At 67.1% G+C, this 19,112-nt stretch carries 11 protein-coding genes and 1 tRNA gene; 3 read left to right on the forward strand and 9 right to left on the reverse strand.

Annotated features, from left to right (window positions below):
- Positions 1-96: 96 nt before the first annotated feature.
- Complete coding sequence (locus HDC94_RS09500; RefSeq protein WP_179496986.1) at positions 97-4,599, forward strand: ATP-dependent helicase; 4,503 nt, start codon at positions 97-99, stop codon at positions 4,597-4,599.
- A 3-nt stretch (positions 4,600-4,602) separates the two neighbouring features.
- Positions 4,603-5,379, forward strand: a complete 777-nt coding sequence (locus HDC94_RS09505; RefSeq protein WP_179496988.1) for an Fpg/Nei family DNA glycosylase — start codon at positions 4,603-4,605, stop codon at positions 5,377-5,379.
- A 9-nt stretch (positions 5,380-5,388) separates the two neighbouring features.
- Here HDC94_RS09505 and HDC94_RS09510 read toward each other — a convergent pair.
- Positions 5,389-5,470 (reverse strand) — tRNA-Leu (locus HDC94_RS09510).
- Between the two features lie 89 nt (positions 5,471-5,559).
- Between HDC94_RS09510 and HDC94_RS09515 the strand changes: the two genes are divergently transcribed.
- Positions 5,560-7,353: a glycoside hydrolase family 15 protein gene (locus HDC94_RS09515; protein ID WP_179496990.1), complete on the forward strand. Its 1,794-nt coding sequence runs from the start codon at positions 5,560-5,562 to the stop codon at positions 7,351-7,353.
- Positions 7,354-7,375: 22 nt separating this feature from the next.
- On the opposite strand, the gene pyk is transcribed toward HDC94_RS09515, so the two are convergent.
- The 8 genes from pyk to HDC94_RS09555 all read right to left on the reverse strand — a co-directional run bounded on the left by pyk (position 7,376) and on the right by HDC94_RS09555 (position 19,107).
- Complete coding sequence (gene pyk / locus HDC94_RS09520; RefSeq protein WP_179496992.1) at positions 7,376-8,827, reverse strand: pyruvate kinase; 1,452 nt, start codon at positions 8,825-8,827, stop codon at positions 7,376-7,378.
- Between the two features lie 74 nt (positions 8,828-8,901).
- Positions 8,902-10,359: a glutamate synthase subunit beta gene (locus HDC94_RS09525; RefSeq protein ID WP_179496993.1), complete on the reverse strand. Its 1,458-nt coding sequence runs from the start codon at positions 10,357-10,359 to the stop codon at positions 8,902-8,904.
- Positions 10,352-14,926, reverse strand: a complete 4,575-nt coding sequence (gene gltB, locus HDC94_RS09530) for a glutamate synthase large subunit (RefSeq protein ID WP_179496995.1) — start codon at positions 14,924-14,926, stop codon at positions 10,352-10,354. Before gltB ends, HDC94_RS09525 begins: the two co-directional genes overlap by 8 nt.
- 73 nt (positions 14,927-14,999) lie before the next feature.
- Complete coding sequence (lgt, locus tag HDC94_RS09535; RefSeq protein WP_374757270.1) at positions 15,000-16,115, reverse strand: prolipoprotein diacylglyceryl transferase; 1,116 nt, start codon at positions 16,113-16,115, stop codon at positions 15,000-15,002.
- A gap of 15 nt (positions 16,116-16,130) precedes the next feature.
- Positions 16,131-16,916 (reverse strand): tryptophan synthase subunit alpha, encoded by a 786-nt coding sequence (gene trpA / locus HDC94_RS09540; protein WP_179496997.1) that lies wholly within the window; start codon positions 16,914-16,916, stop codon positions 16,131-16,133.
- Positions 16,913-18,112, reverse strand: a complete 1,200-nt coding sequence (trpB, locus tag HDC94_RS09545; protein WP_179496999.1) for a tryptophan synthase subunit beta — start codon at positions 18,110-18,112, stop codon at positions 16,913-16,915. The genes trpA and trpB overlap by 4 nt, the downstream gene beginning before the upstream one ends.
- The gene (trpC, locus tag HDC94_RS09550) at positions 18,109-18,879 is read right to left on the reverse strand and encodes an indole-3-glycerol phosphate synthase TrpC (RefSeq protein ID WP_179497000.1); all 771 of its coding nucleotides are present in this window, start codon (positions 18,877-18,879) and stop codon (positions 18,109-18,111) included. Before trpC ends, trpB begins: the two co-directional genes overlap by 4 nt.
- Positions 18,880-19,107 carry a DUF6704 family protein gene (locus HDC94_RS09555; RefSeq protein WP_179497001.1) on the reverse strand — a complete coding sequence of 76 codons (228 nt, stop codon included), beginning with the start codon at positions 19,105-19,107 and terminating at the stop codon, positions 18,880-18,882.
- Positions 19,108-19,112: the final 5 nt, after the last annotated feature.

A 19,112-nucleotide genomic window follows, 5' to 3' on the forward strand; every position in this document is an offset into this window, starting at 1 on the left:
CGACGGGGCCGCCTGATCGTGCGGGAGCGCGACCACACCGCTCACCGCCCGTCAAGGGGTCCCGATGATGACGGTGGGGCGCGGGAAGATGGTGGGATGGTGCTCGAACGCTTCTCGCCCGCGACGCGGGACTGGTTCACGGGCGCCTTCCCAGCTCCGACTCCGGCCCAGTTGGGCGCGTGGGATGCCGTCTCCTCCGGTGACCACGCACTCGTCGTCGCACCCACCGGCTCCGGCAAGACGCTCGCCGCGTTCCTCTGGTCGATTGACCGACTGATTGCGGAGCCGAAGCCCGACCTCGGCACACGAGTGCTCTACGTCTCGCCGCTCAAGGCCCTGGGTGTCGACGTCGAGCGCAACCTGCGTGCGCCGCTGGTCGGGGTCACCCAGGCCGCGCATCGACTCGGGCTCGACGTTCCCGCGCTGACCGTCGGTGTGAGGTCGGGAGACACGACTCCCCAGGAGCGGCGGGTGCTCGCGCGCACTCCTCCGAACATCCTGATTACCACACCGGAGTCGTTGTACCTCATGCTCACATCGCAGGCGCGCGAGAGCCTTCGGGACGTCGAGACCATCATCCTCGATGAGGTCCACGCCGTCGCGGCCACGAAGCGTGGGGCGCACCTCGCCCTCTCGCTCGAACGCCTCGATGCGCTGCTGCCGAAGCCAGCGCAGCGCATCGGCCTCTCTGCCACCGTCCGGCCACTGGAGGAGGTTGCGCGATTCCTCGGCGGCCGCGCACCCGTGACGATCGTGCAGCCCCCCGCGGCCAAGACCTTCGACCTGACTGTCGAGGTGCCGGTGGACGACATGGCGGAGCCTGGAGTCGTCACCCCGCGTGAGGGGTCATCCTCGGGAGCGATCGGAGTTTCGCCGGAGGCAACGGGATCGATCTGGCCGCACGTCGAGGAGGCCATCGTCGATCGCATCCTCGAGCATCGTTCGACCATCGTCTTCGTCAATGCCAGGCGCATGGCAGAGCGCCTCACCTCCCGTCTCAACGAGATCTACGAGGAACGACTGGACCCGGACCTGGTTCGGGATGTCGCGGGTCCTCCCGCCGCACTCATGGCCCAGGCAGGCGCGACCGCTGGCGCTGCACCCGTCCTGGCACGGGCGCACCACGGGTCCGTCAGCAAGGAACAACGGGCGGAGATCGAGGACGCGCTGAAATCGGGCACGCTGCGGTGCGTGGTTGCCACGAGCTCGCTCGAGCTCGGGATCGACATGGGTGCCGTCGACCTTGTGATCCAGGTGGAGTCGCCGCCGTCCGTGGCATCCGGGCTCCAGCGGATCGGGCGCGCCGGACATCAGGTCGGTGAGATCTCGAAGGGCGTGCTCTTCCCCAAACATCGCACCGACCTCATCCACACCTCCGTGGCCGTTGACCGAATGCGCAAGGGCCTCATCGAGGCGATCTCGATCCCGCGCAATCCGCTCGACGTGCTTGCGCAACAGACGGTCGCCGCGGTCGCACTCGAGTCGCTCGACGTCGAGGAGTGGTTCGACACTGTGAGACGCAGCGCTCCGTTCGCATCGCTCCCCCGCAGCGCGTTCGACGCGACCCTCGACCTCGTGAGCGGCTTGTACCCGAGCGATGAGTTCGCCGAGCTCCGTCCCCGCATCGTGTGGGATCGGGTCTCGGGCACGATCGAGGGGCGGCCCGGATCGCAGCGACTCGCCGTGACCTCAGGGGGAACCATCCCGGACCGCGGGCTGTTCGGAGTGTTCATGGTGGGCTCGGAGGCTGGGCGACGCGTGGGCGAGCTCGACGAGGAGATGGTCTACGAGTCCAGGGTCGGCGATGTGTTCGCTCTCGGGACCACGAGTTGGCGCATCGAGGAGATCACGCACGACCAGGTGCTCGTGACACCCGCCTTCGGGCAGCCGGGCAAGGTGCCGTTCTGGAAGGGCGACGGTCTCGGGCGCCCAGCGGAACTCGGGCGCGCCATCGGGGCCTTCACCCGCGCTGTCGCAAGCGGGAGGGACGACGGGCTCGCGGAGATTGGACTGGATGCCCGGGCGGTCTCCAATCTCGTCGCGCTGATCGCTGAGCAGAAGACGGCCACCGGACAGGTACCGAGCGATACGACACTGCTCGTGGAACGCTTCCGCGACGAACTCGGTGACTGGCGCGTCGTTCTTCACTCCCCCTACGGCATGCCCGTCCATGCGCCGTGGGCGATCGCGGTGAGTGCGCGAATCCGCGACAGGCTCGGCGTGGACGGTTCGGCGATGGCGGCAGACGACGGGATCGTCGTGCGCATCCCCGATACGGACGCCGAGCCGCCGGGTGCCGACCTGTTCCTGTTCGAGTCAGCCGAGCTCGAGCAGATCGTGACGGAAGAGGTAGGAGGTTCGGCCCTGTTCGCGGCCCGGTTCCGCGAATGTGCCGCGCGTGCACTCCTCTTGCCGCGTCGCGACCCCGGGCGACGCTCCCCCCTATGGCAGCAGCGCCAGCGTGCGTCCCAGCTACTGGACGTCGCCCGGAAGTTCCCGTCGTTCCCGATCCTCCTCGAGACCGCGCGCGAGGTCCTTCAGGACGTCTACGATCTGCCGGAGCTGCTGACGCTCACGCGCGACATCGAGAAGCGCACCATCCGCGTTGTGGAGACGGAGACCGCGGTGCCGAGCCCGTTCGCACGCAGCCTGTTGTTCGGCTACGTCGCCGCCTTCCTCTACGAGGGCGACTCCCCGCTCGCCGAGCGGCGGAGCGCGGCGCTGAGCCTCGATCCTGCTCTCCTCGCGGAACTGTTGGGACGAGCCGAGCTCCGGGAGTTGCTCGATCCTGTCGTGATCGAGCAGACCGAACAGGAACTCCAACGCCTGGCATCCGACAGGCTGGCCAAGGATGCCGAGGGCGTCGTTGACCTCCTCAGGATGCTCGGACCTCTGACTCTCACGGAGGTCGCCGAACGGTCGCAGCTCGACCCGCCCGACTCGCTGCAGCGCGTGCTCGAAGACCTCGGAAGGGCCAACCGGATCATCGCCGCAACGATTGCCGGTAGTGACCAGTTCGCGGTCATCGAGGACGCCTCTCGGCTGCGTGATGCGCTTGGAGTGCCGCTGCCGATCGGGGTTCCCACCGCTTTCATCGACCCGGTCGACGATCCCGTCGGTGATCTGATCAGCCGGTACGCCCGAACCCACGGTCCGTTCCAGGTTGCGGATGCCGCATCCCGGTTCGGCCTGGGAAGTGCCGTTGTTCTCGACGCGCTTCGCCGACTCGCGGCGGATCGACGCGTCGTGGACGGGGAGTTCCGCCCCGGTGCGTCCGGCACGGAGTGGTGCTCGGTGGAGGTTCTACGCCGGCTGAGGGCGCGTTCCCTGGCGGCACTGCGTCACGAGGTTGAGCCCGTCGACCAGGCCGCATTCGCCAGGTTCCTGCCTGCCTGGCAGTACGTGGGCGGCACGCTCCGTGGTGCGGACGGGCTCGCTCAGGTAGTCGATCAACTCGCCGGCGTCCCGTTGCCCGCCTCCGCGTGGGAGTCCCTTGTGCTGCCAGCGCGGTTGTCCGGATACTCCCCTGCCTGGCTCGATGAACTGACCGTCTCTGGCGAGATCGTCTGGTCGGGTGCCGGTACTCTTCCCGGTGGGGATGGCTGGGTGAGCCTCCACCTCGCGGACACGGCACCGCTGACCCTGCCCGAGCCTGCGGGTGACGAGACGACGGAGCTCCAGCGGGACATCCTCGGGGTGCTGGCCGGCGGAGGTGCGTATTTCTTCCGTCAGCTCGGTTCTGCCCTCGGCGGCTCGGTCGCGGCACCCATCGACGACAAGCAGCTGGCGGCGGCGCTGTGGGACCTCGTGTGGGCTGGACTCGTCACGAACGACAGTTTCGCTCCGCTTCGCTCCTACCTCGGCGGTCCGGCACGCTCCGCGCGGCCGCCCCGAACACGCAGTTATCGCGGCAGGTCGCTCGCCGTCGCGCAGGCGGGGCCACCTGTCGGAGCCGGGAGGTGGTCACTCCTGCCGCTTCCGGAGCCCGATCCCACGGTCCGTGCCAAGGCGACAGCGGAGCTCCTCCTCGAGCGACACGGGGTCGTGACGCGAGGCGCGGTCGCGAGCGAGGGCATCCGCGGCGGTTTCGGGCTCCAGTACAAGGTCCTGAGCGGTTTCGAAGAGCAGGGCCGTGCGCGTCGAGGGTACTTCGTCGACCGGTTGGGCGCGGCGCAATTCGCGAGCGGCGCGACCGTGGACCGGCTCCGTGCGTACGCGCGCGATTCCGACACGGATGCCCCTCTCGAGGCCGTGACGCTCGCTGCGACAGACCCCGCCAACCCCTATGGTGCTGCGCTGCCGTGGCCGCAGGGCGAGGGACACCGACCGGGTCGTAAGGCGGGTGCACTCGTCGTGCTCGTCGACGGAGAACTTGTGCTCTTCGTGGAGAAGGGCGGCAGGAGCATCCTGAGCTTCGCGGCCGACCCGGCCGTTCTGGCAGCAGCGGCGACGTCGATGGTCGCCACGGTGCGGCGCGGTCTCGGAAAGCTCAGGGTGGAGAAGATCGACGGGGACTTCGCGATCGGAACTCAGCTGGGTGACGCACTCGTGCACGCGGGCTTCGGCACCACGCCCCAGGGCCTGCGATTGCGAGCGTGACCCATGCCAGAAGGTGACACGGTCTATCGGTCGGCGGTCAACCTGAACGCGGTCCTCGCCGGTGAGACCCTGACCCGGTGCGACATCCGCGTGCCGGCATTCGCGACCGTCGATCTGACGGGGCAGACAGTCGAAGAAGTGGTGCCGAGAGGCAAGCACATCCTCATGCGCGTCGGCGACCACACACTTCACAGCCACCTCAAGATGGAGGGCAGCTGGCACATCTACGGGCCGAAGTCGCGATGGCAGCGGCCCGCCTGGCAAGCCCGCGCTGTCCTCGCGACGGAGCGCACCGTTGCGGTGGGCTTCGAGCTCGGTCTCTTCGAGGTCGTGCGGCGGAGTGACGAGGAGAGCATCGTCGGTTATCTCGGGCCGGATCTCCTCGGACCGGACTGGGACCCGGCGGTGGCCCTCGAGAACCTGTCCCGGCAACCGGACAGGGCGATCGGCGTCGCGCTCCTCGACCAGCGCGTGCTCGCGGGCCTTGGCAATGTCTACCGATCCGAGATCTGCTTCCTCAGCGGCGTGCTCCCTACCCGCCCAGTGGGCGAGGTCGGATCCCTTCCCCAGCTCGTGGACCTTGCTCACAGACTCATCACTGCGAATCGCGACCGCCCTGAGCGCACCACAACCGGGAACCTGTGGCGCGATCGAACCTGGGTCTACGGGCGGACGGGCGCCCCCTGTCGTCGCTGCGGGACACGGCTGCTCCATGGGGAGATCGGCGACAACGAACTCCAGCTCCGGCAGGTCTGGTGGTGCCCTCACTGCCAGACGTGACGTCTTCGGTGCCCGTCGCGAGACTCGAACTCGCAAGCCTTTCGGCATCCGATTTTGAGTCGGACGTGTATGCCAATTCCACCAGACGGGCGCTCGTCTAGCATGTCAGATTTCAGCGCGGCATGATCGCTTCCGCACCGCAGCAGGGATTCCTCAGGCCCCGCCTGAAAGGATGGGACGATGCCCCATCCCATTCAGGACTATGCCCTCATCGGAGATTGCCACACCGGAGCCCTCGTATCGCTCACGGGAAGCATCGACTGGCTGTGCCTCCCGCGATTCGATTCAGGGTCGACCTTCGGTGCACTTCTCGGTACAGAGGATCACGGGCAGTGGCGGGTGGCGCCCGTGGGTGCCACCCGGGCCACGAGCCGGCGCTATCGCGAGGGAACGTTCATCCTCGAGACCATGTGGGAGACGGAATCCGGCGTCGTCGAGGTGGTGGATCTGATGCCCCACGGAGATCGACGGGCCGACGTCGTGCGGCGGATCCGCGGCATCCGCGGGTCGGTGCGCATGGAGCAGACGCTGCGCATCCGCTTCGACTACGCCTCGGCACTCCCGTGGGTGCGCCAGGCACCCGAGTTCGCGGATGACGCGGGCGCGGCTCTCCTTGCCGTCGCTGGTCCGGACGCCATCATCGTCCGCGGCCCCCGCCTCCAGGCGCGAGACCACGCGCACCGGAGTGAGTTCACGGTGAGCGCGGGTGAGACCGTCGATATCGTGCTGACGTGGCATCCGGCGCACCGGGAACCACCGCCCGCCGTCGACGTGAGCGGCCAGATCGAGAGGACCGAGGCGTGGTGGCGCGAGTGGGCCGACCACTTCGAACCCGTCGGCGACGAGTACGACGATGCTGTGGCGCGCTCCCTGCTCATCCTGCGCGCCCTCACGCACGAGGACACGGGCGGGATTGTCGCCGCGGCGACCACGAGCCTCCCCGAGGAGATCGGCGGCGTGCGCAACTGGGACTACCGGTTCGTCTGGCTCAGGGATGCCGCGTTCACGCTCGAATCGCTCATGCTCCACGGCTACGAATCGGAGGCCCACGAATGGCGCAACTGGTTGTTGCGGGCCATTGCGGGTGACCCGGCAGACATGCAGGTGATGTACGGACTTGCGGGCGAGCGTCGACTTGAGGAATGGTCTCCGCCCACCTTGCCCGGCTATCGCAGGTCGGCTCCGGTTCGTGTCGGCAATGCTGCGTACACGCAGTTCCAGGGCGACGTCTACGGTGAGGTCATGCGTGCACTGGCCCATGCGCGCGACACGGGCGTCACGGAGGATGACTTCTCCTGGGCGCTCCAGCAGGCACTTCTCGAGCGCCTGATCGAAACGGTCGATGTGGAGGATCACGGGATCTGGGAGATCCGCGGTCCCGTCCGTCGCTTCACCCACTCGCGGGTCCTCATGTGGGCGGCATTCGACTGCGGCGTACGTGCTGTCGAGGACTACGACCTTCCTGGGCCGGTCGATCTCTGGCGTCACCACCGCGACCGACTGCGTGCTGAGATCGACGAGTTCGGCTACAACGACGAACTCGGGACCTTCGTGCAGTATTACGGTGGGACCGCGGTCGATGCCTCGCTGTTGCAGCTCCCGCAGGTCGAGTTCCTCGCGCCCGACGACCCACGGATGCTAGGAACCGTCAGTGCGATCGAAGGAAAGCTGCTTCGCGACGGTCTCGTCCTCCGCTATCTCACGGACAGCGGAGTCGACGGACTTGTCGGGGACGAGCATCCCTTCCTCGCGTGCTCGTTCTGGCTCGTCGAACAGTACGCACGGTCTGGGCGACTGGACGACGCGAAGGTGCTCATGGACCGTCTGGTCGGATTCAGTAACGACGTGGGCATGCTCTCCGAGGAGATCGATCCGAACACCGGCGACCACATGGGCAATACGCCCCAGGCCTTCTCGCACCTCGCACTCGTCAGGGCTGCGGATGCCATTGCTGAGGCGAGAGCGCGCGTCTGACGCGATCTCGCCTCAGCGGCGATCAGGTCTCGTCGCTCGCCCAGGCAGGGGCAACGGCGTTGACCGCGTCGCCCACGACGTGGACGCGCAGGTCGTTCGTGCCGCCGGGGATTCCGGGAGGGGAACCGGAGATGACGACGACCTTCTCGCCCACCTCGGCAAGACCCTGCTCGAGCAGGACGGCGTCCACCTGTGCGTACATGGAGTCGGTGTGCGTGACGCGGGGGGTCACGTAGGACTCGATGCCCCAGATGAGCGCCATGCGGCGGCGGATCGCCTCGTCCGGCGTGAACGCCTTCATGGGCACGCGGAAGCGCAGTCGCGACATGCGACGGGCGGAGTCGCCGGACTCCGTGAAGATGCAGACGTACTTGGCGTCGACGAAGTCGGCGACCTCGGCGGCGGCGAGCGTGATCGCGCCACCCTGGGTGCGAGGCTTGGTGCCGAGGGGCGGGATGCGCTCCAGCCCGTGCTCTTCGGTGGAGGTCACGATACGCGCCATCGTCTGAACCGTGATGACCGGATACGCACCAACGCTCGTCTCACCCGAGAGCATGACCGCGTCAGCTCCGTCGAGGATCGCGTTCGCGACATCCGAGGTCTCTGCGCGCGTCGGAACCGGGCTCGAGATCATCGACTCGAGCATCTGGGTGGCGACGATGACTGGCTTGGCCATACGGCGCGCAAGCTCGACGGTGCGCTTCTGGACGATCGGCACCGCCTCGAGGGGCAGCTCGACGCCGAGGTCGCCGCGCGCGACCATGATGGCGTCGAACGCATCGACGATGGCCTCGAGGTGATCAACGGCCTGCGGCTTCTCGATCTTGGCGATCACGGGGACCTTGCGGCCCTCTTCCGCCATGATCTCGTGGACGCGGACGATGTCCTCGGCGTTGCGGACGAACGAGAGCGCGATGAGGTCGGCACCGAGCTTGAGGCCCCAGCGCAGGTCATCCTCGTCCTTCTCGGAGAGCGCGGGAACGTTGACGGCGACGCCGGGCAGGTTGATGCCCTTGTTGTTCGATACGGGGCCGGCGACGACAACCTCAGTCGTGACGACCACGCCGTCGGTCTCGACCACGCGGACCTTGACCTTGCCGTCATCGATCAGGAGGAAGTCGCCGGGCGCGACGTCCTGCGGCAGGCCCTTGAACGTGGTTCCGACGATCTCCTTGGTGCCGAGGATGTCCTCGGTGGTGATCTTGAAGATGTCACCTACCGCGAGGTCGTGGGGGCCGGCCTCGAACTTGCCGAGGCGGATCTTGGGGCCCTGGAGGTCCACGAGGACCGCGACGGCCTTGCCGGCGTCATCCGCGGCCTTACGCACGTTGGCGTAGACCGCCTCGTGTACGTCGTACGATCCGTGGCTGAGGTTCATCCTCGCGACGTCGACTCCTGCATCGATAATCGCTCGGATGCTCTCGTAGCTCGACGTCGCGGGACCGAGCGTCGCGACGATCTTGGCTCGTCTCATGACTTCCTTCTGTGGTGGGGTGCCCGAGGGCGAAATTGGTGATTGTGGGTCGTGTCGACGCACGAGGCTCGACTCTAGACCGAGATGGCCCGATCCGTTGGCTTCACGGGGAAGGGCAACCGGGTGTCCCCTTCAAGGTAGCGGTCAACGGCGGCTGCCGCAGCCCGACCCTCAGCAATCGCCCAGACGATGAGCGACTGGCCGCGGCCCGCGTCACCTGCAACGAAGACACCGGACTCACTCGTCTGGTAGTCGCCATCGCGCTCGATGTTGCCCCTGGTGTCGAGCGGAACCGGGAGCTGCTCCTCGATCGTGTGCGTCTCCGGACCGGTGAACCCGAGGGCGAGCAGCACGAGATCTGCGGGGATCTCGCGCTCGGTTCCCGACTTCGGGATGCGCTTGCCGTCGACGTACTCGGTCTCGGCAACACGGATGGCACGAACCTCGCCGGCGTCGTTGCGAAGGAACTCGACCGTGGACGCGAGGTACACCCGCTCGCCGCCCTCCTCGTGGGCGCTAGACACCTCGAAGAGTGTCGGCATCATGGGCCAGGGCTGGTTCTCGGGACGCTCTGTGGGCGGCTGCGTGCCGATGGCGAGGTTGGTCACCGAGAGGGCACCCTGGCGGTGTGCGGTGCCGATGCAGTCCGCACCCGTGTCGCCACCGCCGAGGACGACGACGTGCTTGCCCTCCGCCGTGATCTGGTCGGGAACGGAGTCACCGGCACCCACGCGGTTCGCCTGGGTCAGGTACTCCATGGCGAAGTGCACACCGAGCAGGTCGCGGCCAGGGATGGGCAGGTCGCGCGGGACCATCGCGCCCGTGGCGATCACCACGGCGTCGTACCGTGACTTGAGGTCGTCCCACGTGATGTCGACACCGATCTCGATGCCCGCGCGGAAGCGCGTGCCCTCAGCATGCATCTGGGCCAAACGGGCCTCGATGTGCTTCTTTTCCATCTTGAAGTCCGGGATGCCGTAGCGCAGCAGACCGCCGATGCGGTCGTCCCTCTCATAGACGGCGACCGTGTGTCCGGCACGCGTGAGCTGCTGTGCGGCGGCGAGCCCGGCCGGACCGGAACCGACGACCGCGACGGTCTTGCCCGTCAGGCGCTCCGGCGGGTGGGGGGTGACCTGGCCGTTGGCGAAGGCCTGATCGATGATCGAGACCTCGATCTGCTTGATCGTGACCGCGGGCTGGTTGATCCCGAGCACGCACGAGCTCTCACACGGCGCCGGGCAGAGGCGTCCTGTGAACTCCGGGAAGTTGTTCGTCTCGTGGAGCCGCTCGATGGCCTGTGAACCCTCACCGCGCCAGGTCAGGTCGTTCCACTCGGGAATCAGGTTGCCGAGCGGGCAGCCCTGATGGCAGAACGGGATACCACAGTCCATGCAGCGACCGGCCTGTCGGCGGAGCTGCGAAGGATCCTGCTGCTCGTAGACCTCTTTCCAGTCCATGAGTCGAAGGGCGACGGGCCGCCGCTTCGGCAGCTCGCGCTCCTGAACCTTGAGGAAACCCTTAGGGTCAGCCACCGGTCACCTCCATAATGCGTCCCCAGACCACGTCACCATCGGGGTCCAGCCCCTCTTCGATGGCGTGCTGGCGTGTCTCCATCACCGCGGCGTAGTCCCGCGGAAGAACCTTCGTGAAGCGGGCGGCGGATTCCTCGAGATTCTCGAGCATCCTCTTGGCCACCGCGGAGTCGGTCTCGTCGAGGTGTCGCTGCAGGAGGTCACCGAGGATCTCGATGTCTGCGCTACCCAGGGGCAGCAGCTCGAGCTCTCCCGACGCGAGGGACTCGCGGTTCACGCGCTCGGGGCGGAGGTCGTAGATGTACGCCGTACCTCCCGACATCCCTGCCCCGAGGTTCCGACCCGTGCCGCCCAGGATGACGGCGAGTCCACCCGTCATGTACTCCAGAGCGTGGTCACCGACGCCCTCGACGACAGCGGTCGCGCCCGAGTTGCGGACGAGGAAACGTTCGCCGACGATGCCGCGCAGGAACATGCTGCCCCGAGTGGCGCCGTAGCCGATGACATTGCCCGCAATCACGTTGCGCTCCGCGGGGAACACGCTGGAGCGGTGCGGGCGCACGACGATCTCGCCGCCGCACAGACCCTTGCCCACGTAGTCGTTCGTGTCGCCCTCAAGACGCAGTGTGATGCCCGACGGCATGAAGGCTCCGAGCGACTGGCCGGCGGTGCCGGTGAGACGCACCTCGATCGTGCCGGACGGCAGGCCGTTCTCGCCGTGACGCAACGTCACCTCGTGCCCGAGCATCGTGCCGACGGCACGCTCGGTGTTGCGAATGGGCAGGTCGATCGTCACGGGAGTCCCGTGCTCGAGCGTGCCAGCGGCCAGCCGGATCAGTTCACGGTCGAAGTGCTCGTCGATCTCGTGGTCCTGCGAGGTGCGGTTGATGCGCGGTTCGTCGTCCCGGAACTGCGGCCCCTCGAGGATCGGCGCCAGGTCGAGACCGTCTGCCTTCCAGTGCTGGACAGCACGGTCGACGTCGAGCAGCTCACGGTGGCCGATCGCCTCGTCGAGCGAGCGGAAGCCCAGCTCGGACAGGTACTCACGGATCTCCTGCGCGAGGAACTCGAAGAAGCTGACGACGAACTCCGGCTTGCCGGTGAAACGAGCGCGCAACTCGGGGTTCTGCGTGGCGACGCCAACAGGGCACGTGTCGAGGTGGCAGACGCGCATGAGGATGCAGCCTTCCACGACGAGTGGAGCCGTCGAGAAGCCGTACTCCTCGGCGCCGAGAAGCGCAGCGATGATGACATCCCTGCCCGTCTTCATCTGGCCGTCCACCTGCACGACCACGCGGTCGCGCATGTTGTTGAGCATGAGCGTCTGCTGGGTCTCAGCAAGTCCCAGCTCCCACGGGGTTCCTGCGTGCTTGAGCGAGTTGAGGGGGCTTGCGCCGGTTCCGCCGTCGTGGCCGGAGACCAGGACGACATCCGCCTTCGCCTTCGCCACACCGGCCGCAACCGCACCAATGCCCGACTGGCTCACGAGCTTGACGTGCACGCGCGCTTCGGGGTTCGAGCGCTTCAGGTCGAAGATGAGCTGCTTGAGGTCCTCGATCGAGTAGATGTCGTGGTGCGGCGGCGGCGAGATGAGGCCGACACCAGCCGTGCCATGGCGCGTGCGTGCGATCCACGGGTACACCTTGCCCGCGGGCAGCTGGCCACCCTCGCCGGGCTTCGCGCCCTGCGCCATCTTGATCTGGATGTCCGTGGCATGCGTCAGGTACATGCTCGTGACGCCGAAGCGTCCGGATGCCACCTGCTTGATCGCCGAACGACGAGTCGGGTCGAGCAGCCGCTCGACATCCTCGCCGCCCTCGCCCGTGTTCGAGCGGGCGCCGATGCTGTTCATGGCGATCGCGAGCGTCTCGTGGGCTTCCTTGCTGATCGAGCCGTAGCTCATCGCACCCGTGTTGAACCGCTTCATGATGGCCTCGATGGGCTCCACCTCGTCGAGGGGAACACGCGAGCGCTCGCCCGTGCGCAGGCCGAAGAGGCCCCGCAGGGTCATCAGACTCTCGGCCTGGTCATCCACGAGCTTCGTGTAGTCACGGAAGATGTCGTAACGCTTGGACCGGGTCGCGTGCTGGAGGCGGAACACGGTCTCAGGGTTGAAGAGGTGCGGTGGCCCCTCACGGCGCCACTGGTACTCACCACCGGTGGCCAGACGCTCGTGTGCGCTCGTCGCACCGTCCTCGGGGTACGCGGCGGCGTGACGCGCCGCGTTCTCCTGCGCGATGACCTCGAGGCCAACGCCGCCGAGCAGGCTGGACGTACCCGTGAAGTACTGGTCGACGAATTCCTGCGAGAGACCGACAGCCTCGAAGGCCTGGGCGCCCGCGTAGGAGCTCACGACGGAGATGCCCATCTTCGACATGATCTTGAGAACGCCCTTGCCGAGCGCCTTGATCAGATTCTTCACGGCCTTCTCGGGCGTGAGCGAATGGATCATCCCGCTGCGGACGAGTTCCTCAGCGGTCTCCATGGCGAGATAGGGGTTGATCGCGGAGGCACCGTAGCCGACGAGCAGTGCGACGTGGTGGACTTCCCGCACATCTCCTGCCTCGACGATGAGTCCGACCTTCATGCGAGTCTCCTCGCGAATCAGGTGGTGATGCACCGCAGCGAGCATGAGCAACGACGGGATCGGTGCGAGATCCTTGTTGGAGTCGCGGTCGGAGAGCACGATGTACTGAGCACCGGCACGAATGGCCTCATCGACCTCGGTGCACATCTCGGCGAGACGGTTCTCGAGCGCCTTGGGTCCCTGGTCAACGCGGTACAGGCCTCGGACCGTGGCGCACTTGCCACCACCGGGCTGGGCGTCGATGTGCTGGATCTTCGCGAGTTCGTCGTTGTCGATGACCGGGAACTGCAGGGCCACCTGCTGCGCGTGCTCCGGGGTCGCCGTGAGCAGGTTGCGCTCCGGCCCGAGACCGAGCGCCATCGAGGTGACGACCTCCTCGCGGATCGAGTCCAGCGGGGGGTTGGTCACCTGTGCGAACTGCTGGGTGAAGTAGTCGAAGAGCAGACGCGGTCGCTCGGACAGCACCGCGATGGGAGTGTCCGACCCCATGGCTCCGAGCGGCTCGGCCGCGTTCTGGGCCATGGGGGTGATGAGGATGCGCACTTCCTCCTCGGTGTACCCGAAGGTGCGCTGGCGCCGCACGACCGATGCAGGCGTGTGCACGATGTGCTCACGCTCTGGCAGGTCCGCAAGGGCGATACGGCCCTCGTCGAGCCACTCGGCCCACGGCTGTGACCCGGCGAGTTCAGCCTTGACCTCGTCGTCCTCGATGATGCGGCCCTCGACGGTGTCGACGAGGAACATCTTTCCCGGGCGCAGGCGGCCCTTGCGCACGACCTTGCTCGGCTCGACGTCGAGAACGCCGATCTCGCTGGCGAGCACGACAAGTCCATCGTCGGTGACGAGGTAGCGGCCGGGGCGAAGACCATTGCGGTCGAGCGTTGCACCGACGAGCGACCCGTCGGTGAAGACGAGGGCGGCCGGGCCGTCCCACGGCTCCATGAGCATCGAGTGGTACTCATAGAACGCACGCTTGGTGGGGTCGATGTCGGCCTGGTTCTCCCAGGCTTCGGGAACCATCATCATCATGGCGTGCGGCAGGCTGCGACCCGCAAGGTTCAGCAGCTCCACGACCTCATCGAATGAGGCGGAGTCACTCGCACCGGGGGTGTTGATGGGCAGGATCGAGCGGATGTCACCGAGCACATCGCTCTCAAGCTGCGACTGGCGCGCCCGCATCCAGTTGCGGTTGCCCTGAACCGTGTTGATCTCGCCGTTGTGCGCGATCATCCGGAACGGCTGCGCGAGCGGCCAGGAGGGGAAGGTGTTCGTCGAGTACCGCGAGTGGACGAGAGCGAGCTTCGAGACGAACCGCTCGTCGGAGAGGTCGGGGTAGAACGGCTCCAGCTGGAGCGTCGTCACCATGCCCTTGTAGACGAGAGTGCGCGACGAGAGCGACGGGAAGTAGGCGTAGAGCTCGTGCTCGGCGCGCTTGCGCAAGCGGAACACCTGCCGCTCGAGTTCGAGCCCGCCTGCTGTTCCCTTTCCGGTGTCCACCGTCGACTGCAGGAAGAGCTGCTCGAACGCCGGCATGGCGGCGCGGGCGAGGTTGCCCAGCTGGGACGGTTCCACGGGAACCTCGCGCCATCCGAGCACGCGAAGGCTCTCGGACTCAGCGAGGCGGGCAATTCCGGCCTTGACCTCGTTGCGCTCGGTCTCGTCCGTCGGCAGGAATGCCATTCCAACGGCGTAACGTCCGGGCGCGGGGAGCTCGAAGTCGACCACCGCACGCAGGAACGCGTCGGGGATCTGCGTGACGATACCGGCGCCGTCGCCGGTGCCCGCGTCGGACCCCACAGCACCGCGGTGCTCGAGGTTGCGAAGGGCCCCGAGTGCGGTGTCGATGATGTCGTGACCGGCGGTTCCACGAAGGGTCGCAACCATCGCGAGCCCACAGGCGTCACGTTCGTTGCGCGGGTCGTAAAGACCCGTTGCTGCGGGAGTGGAGCTGAAGCGCTCGAAGGCTGGCGTGAGAGCCATGGCTACCGTCCTCACGTTGGTGCTGGAACTGCGGGACGTCGGCGGCCCAAGGGGAATGTGAGTCCTCGAGGGTCTACGAGGACGGGGTGCTTGATCCGCTTGTGGCGGCCAACTCGTGCTCTTCCGCGGCATCGTCGCCGTCGTCGTCGGAGTCTGAGTAGGTCTCGGTCGAGTCTACAGCACCCCCCGCGCTCCACTCGCGACCGGGCAGGTACGGGCTCGGCTCCTGGCCGGGATGACGACGACGCTGCACGAGGAACAGGATGATTCCGAGCACGATCAGAACGATCGCTCCCCAGACGTTCGACCGCAGGCCGAGGAAGACCTCGCTCGGGTCGACGCGGATCGACTCGAAGATCACGCGGCCCACGCCGTACCAGATCATGTACAGCGCCCAGACCTTGCCCCACTGCAGGCGAGGTTGGGTGTCCCCCACCGGTACCAGGACGTTCACGCCGAGGATACGGCGCTTCTGGAGCCGGAACTGGCGCTCCATCGTGAGCAGGAAGACGATGCCGATCGTGTTCCAGATCATCTCGTAGAGGAACGTGGGGTGGAACAGGGTGCCGTCGGGAAGGCCCACGGGGATCGCCGGGTTGTCAGCCGGGATCTCAAGACCCCAGGGAAGGTCGGTCGGGAGGCCGAAGAGTTCGTGGTTGAAGTAGTTACCGAGGCGCCCGAGCACCTGCGCGAGCAGCATGGCGGGAGCGAGGGCGTCCGCGAACGTCCAGAAACGAAGGCCAGCGAAACGGCAGCCGATGTAGGCGCCGATCGCTCCACCGATGAGCGAGCCGATGATGGCGTTGCCGCCACTCCAGATGGCCCACACACTGTTCGGGTTCAGCGCTCCGTCGACGAAGAGGCTCCACGGTTCGGAACCAGGTCCGAAGTAGTCGCCGAGATGAGTGAGCACGTGGTACGCACGGGCACCCACGAGTCCCAGGGGAACGGCCCAGATGATCACGTCGAGAACGACGCCGGGCTCGGCCCCGCGCGCCTTCAGACGTCGGTTGACCCAGAGGGTCGCAAGCACGATCCCGATGAGGATGATGACCGCGTAGGTCGTGATGCGCAGAGGGAAAGGAAGCTCCCAACCAAAGGTCGACTCGAGCCATGCTGCGATGTTGATCTCCCTCCAGGCATCAGGAGGGCTTGGGATGCTGAGCGGCACGAAGGACAAGCCGGTCACCTTTCTGAGAGGGAACTACGCGAGTCTAGTACCGGTGGCAAGGTCGGCAGCGGTGCGAGCGACCGCGCTCACTCCCCCATCGGCGAGGGCCTTGACGAGTGCGGAACCGACGATCGCACCATCGGCGTACGCGAGGACCTCGCGTACCTGGTCGGCCGTGGAGATACCGAGCCCGACACAGGCAGAGGTGGATCCCGCCTCGCGAAGCCTGGTCACGAGCGTTCGAGCGGCGGAGTCGACGTCGTTGCGTGCTCCCGTGATGCCCATGGTGGACACCGCGTAGACGAAACCGCGGCTGAGGTCGACGGCCTGCCGCAACCTCGCATCCGTCGAGGACGGTGCCGCGAGGAACACGCGGTCCAGGTCGTCCCGATCGGATGCAGCGAGCCATTCAGATCCCTCATCGGGGATCAGGTCCGGCGTGATGAGGCCGGCCCCGCCTGCGGCCAGGAGATCGTCGGCGAAACGATCGACGCCGTACTGGACCACGGGGTTCCAGTACGTCATGACGAGAACCGGGATGTCCACGCGCGACGTGATCTCGCGCACGGCGTCGAACCCCTGCGCGAGCTTGAACCCGTTCGCGAGGGCACTCTGGGTCGCCTTCTGGATGACCGTGCCATCCATCACCGGGTCGGAGTACGGCAGGCCGAGCTCGATGACGTCGACGCCATTCTCCGCAAGGGCGACTGCCGCATCGATGCTCGTCGCGAGGTCGGGGAACCCCACGGGGAGGTAGCCGACGAGCGCTCCTGACCCTGCATCACGACGAGCGGAGATCGCCTCCGCAACGCGGCTCATTGGGCATCCAGGATGTCGAAGTACGCGCCAGCGGTCTCCATGTCCTTGTCCCCGCGCCCGGAGAGGTTGACCAGGATGATCGACTCTGGGCCGAGTTCACGACCGAGGGCGAGCGTGCCGGCCAGAGCGTGCGAGGACTCGATCGCCGGGATGATGCCCTCGGTGCGCGACAGCAGACGGAGAGCTTGCATGGCCTCGTCGTCCGTGATCGGCAAGTAGTTCGCCCTCCCGATGTCGTGGAGCCACGCGTGCTCTGGGCCGACTCCCGGGTAGTCGAGTCCCGCCGAGATCGAGTGCGATTCGATCGTCTGGCCGTCCTCGTCCTGGAGCATGTAGCTCTTCGCGCCGTGCAGCACTCCGGGACGACCTCTGGTGAGGGTTGCGGCGTGGCGCTCGGTCAGGTGCCCCTCGCCCGCGGCCTCGTACCCGTAGAGGGCGACTTCGGGATCGTCGAGGAAGGCGTGGAAGATCCCGATGGCGTTGCTACCACCGCCGACACAGGCCGTGACGGCATCCGGAAGACGGCCCGTGAGCTCGAGCACCTGCTGACGCGCCTCCTCGCCGATGATCTTGTGGAAGTCACGGACCATCACCGGGAACGGATGGGGCCCCGCGACGGTGCCGAGAAGGTAGTGGGTCGTGTCGACATTGGCCACCCAGTCACGGAGCGCGTCGTTGATGGCGTCCTTGAGGGTCCGCGAGCCGGTCGTGACCGGGATGACCTCCGCGCCGAGAAGACGCATACGAGCGACGTTCAGCGCCTGGCGCTCGGTGTCGACCTCGCCCATGTAGACGACGCATTCCATGCCGAAGAGCGCAGCCGCCGTGGCGGTGGCTACGCCGTGCTGGCCTGCGCCGGTCTCCGCGATGAGGCGCTTCTTGCCGAGGCGGCGTGCGAGCAGCGCCTGGCCGAGCACGTTGTTGATCTTGTGCGATCCCGTGTGGTTGAGGTCCTCCCGCTTCAGGATGACGCGGGCTCCCCCGGCGTGTTCCGCGAAGCGCGGCACCTCCGTGATGATCGACGGACGGCCCGTGTACGTTGCGTGGAGCGCAGCGAGTTCGGCCTGGAAGGCCGGATCGGTGCGGGCGTCGCGGTACGCGGCATCCAGCTCGTCCAGTGCAGCGATCAGGGACTCGGGGACGAAACGTCCACCGAAGTCTCCGAAATAGGGTCCTACTTCGTCGCGATACTTCATGAGTTCAGGAACTTTCGGAGTGTGGCGACCGGGTCCCCGGTCACGAGGGCTTCGCCGACGAGGACGACGTCGGCGCCGGCGCGGCGATAGTGCGCGACATCCTCCGGGGTCTTCACGGCGGATTCTGCGATGCGGATGACACCGTCCGGGAGCTCGCCGGCGAGCCTGCCGAACAGGTCCTGGTCGAGCTCGAACGTACTGAGGTCCCGCGCGTTGACGCCAATGACGTCAGCGCCGACATCCAGGGCCCGCTTCACCTCGTCGGCGGAGTGGGTCTCGACGAGTGGCGTCATGCCGAGGTCGCCGACGAGGCCGTACAGCTCCGAGAGCGTTGGCTGGTCGAGCGCGGCGACGATGAGGAGCACGAGGTCCGCTCCCGAGGCTCGGGCCTCGAACACCTGGTACGGCTCGGCGATGAAATCCTTGCGCAGGACCGGGATGCTGATAGCGGCGCGCACCGCCTCGAGATCCGCGAGCGATCCACCGAAGCGGCGACCCTCGGTGAGGACGCTCACCGCACTCGCGCCGCCCTGCTCGTAGTCCGAGGCGAGGGATGCCGGGTCGGGGATGTCGGCGAGCGGTCCGCGCGAGGGGCTCGCACGCTTGACCTCAGCGATGATGCGTACCGTCTCGCGGCGCGAGAGAGCTGCGCGAGCGTCGAGCGCGGCAGGGCGCGCGAGGGCGTCAGCCTCGACCTGGGCGAGACTGCGAGCATCACGACGATCCGAAGCGTCGTGAAGGGCTCCGGCTACGAGGTCGGCCAGCACCTAGTCGTGCGCCTTCTGTGTCAGCTTGGCCCCGCCGACGCCGTAGCCGGCGCGCGAGAGAATCCAGCCGACGATCGCTCCGACCACCACGAGGACGGCCGAACCGATGACGATCCAGGGAAGGTCGAAGAAGAATGCGACGGTCCCGATCGTGAATCCGACCAGCATGATGATGACGGCCGTCCAGGCGGCCGGTGAGTTTCCGTGGCCGGGGTCTGACTCGCTCATCGATC

Origin of the sequence: Leifsonia sp. AK011 (genome assembly GCF_013410945.1) — a bacterium.
In the GTDB taxonomy this organism is placed as follows: Bacteria; Actinomycetota; Actinomycetes; order Actinomycetales; family Microbacteriaceae; genus Rhodoglobus.

Bases quoted from the DNA above. Each gene is read 5' to 3' on its own strand.
- gltB (WP_179496995.1), bottom strand. From the start codon at position 14,926: ATGGCTCTCACGCCAGCCTTCGAGCGCTTCAGCTCCACTCCCGCAGCA.
- pyk (WP_179496992.1), bottom strand. From the start codon at position 8,827: ATGAGACGAGCCAAGATCGTCGCGACGCTCGGTCCCGCGACGTCGAGC.
- HDC94_RS09500 (WP_179496986.1), top strand. From the start codon at position 97: ATGGTGCTCGAACGCTTCTCGCCCGCGACGCGGGACTGGTTCACGGGC.
- HDC94_RS09515 (WP_179496990.1), top strand. From the start codon at position 5,560: ATGCCCCATCCCATTCAGGACTATGCCCTCATCGGAGATTGCCACACC.
- HDC94_RS09555 (WP_179497001.1), bottom strand. From the start codon at position 19,107: ATGAGCGAGTCAGACCCCGGCCACGGAAACTCACCGGCCGCCTGGACG.
- HDC94_RS09505 (WP_179496988.1), top strand. From the start codon at position 4,603: ATGCCAGAAGGTGACACGGTCTATCGGTCGGCGGTCAACCTGAACGCG.
- trpA (WP_179496997.1), bottom strand. From the start codon at position 16,916: ATGAGCCGCGTTGCGGAGGCGATCTCCGCTCGTCGTGATGCAGGGTCA.
- trpB (WP_179496999.1), bottom strand. From the start codon at position 18,112: ATGAAGTATCGCGACGAAGTAGGACCCTATTTCGGAGACTTCGGTGGA.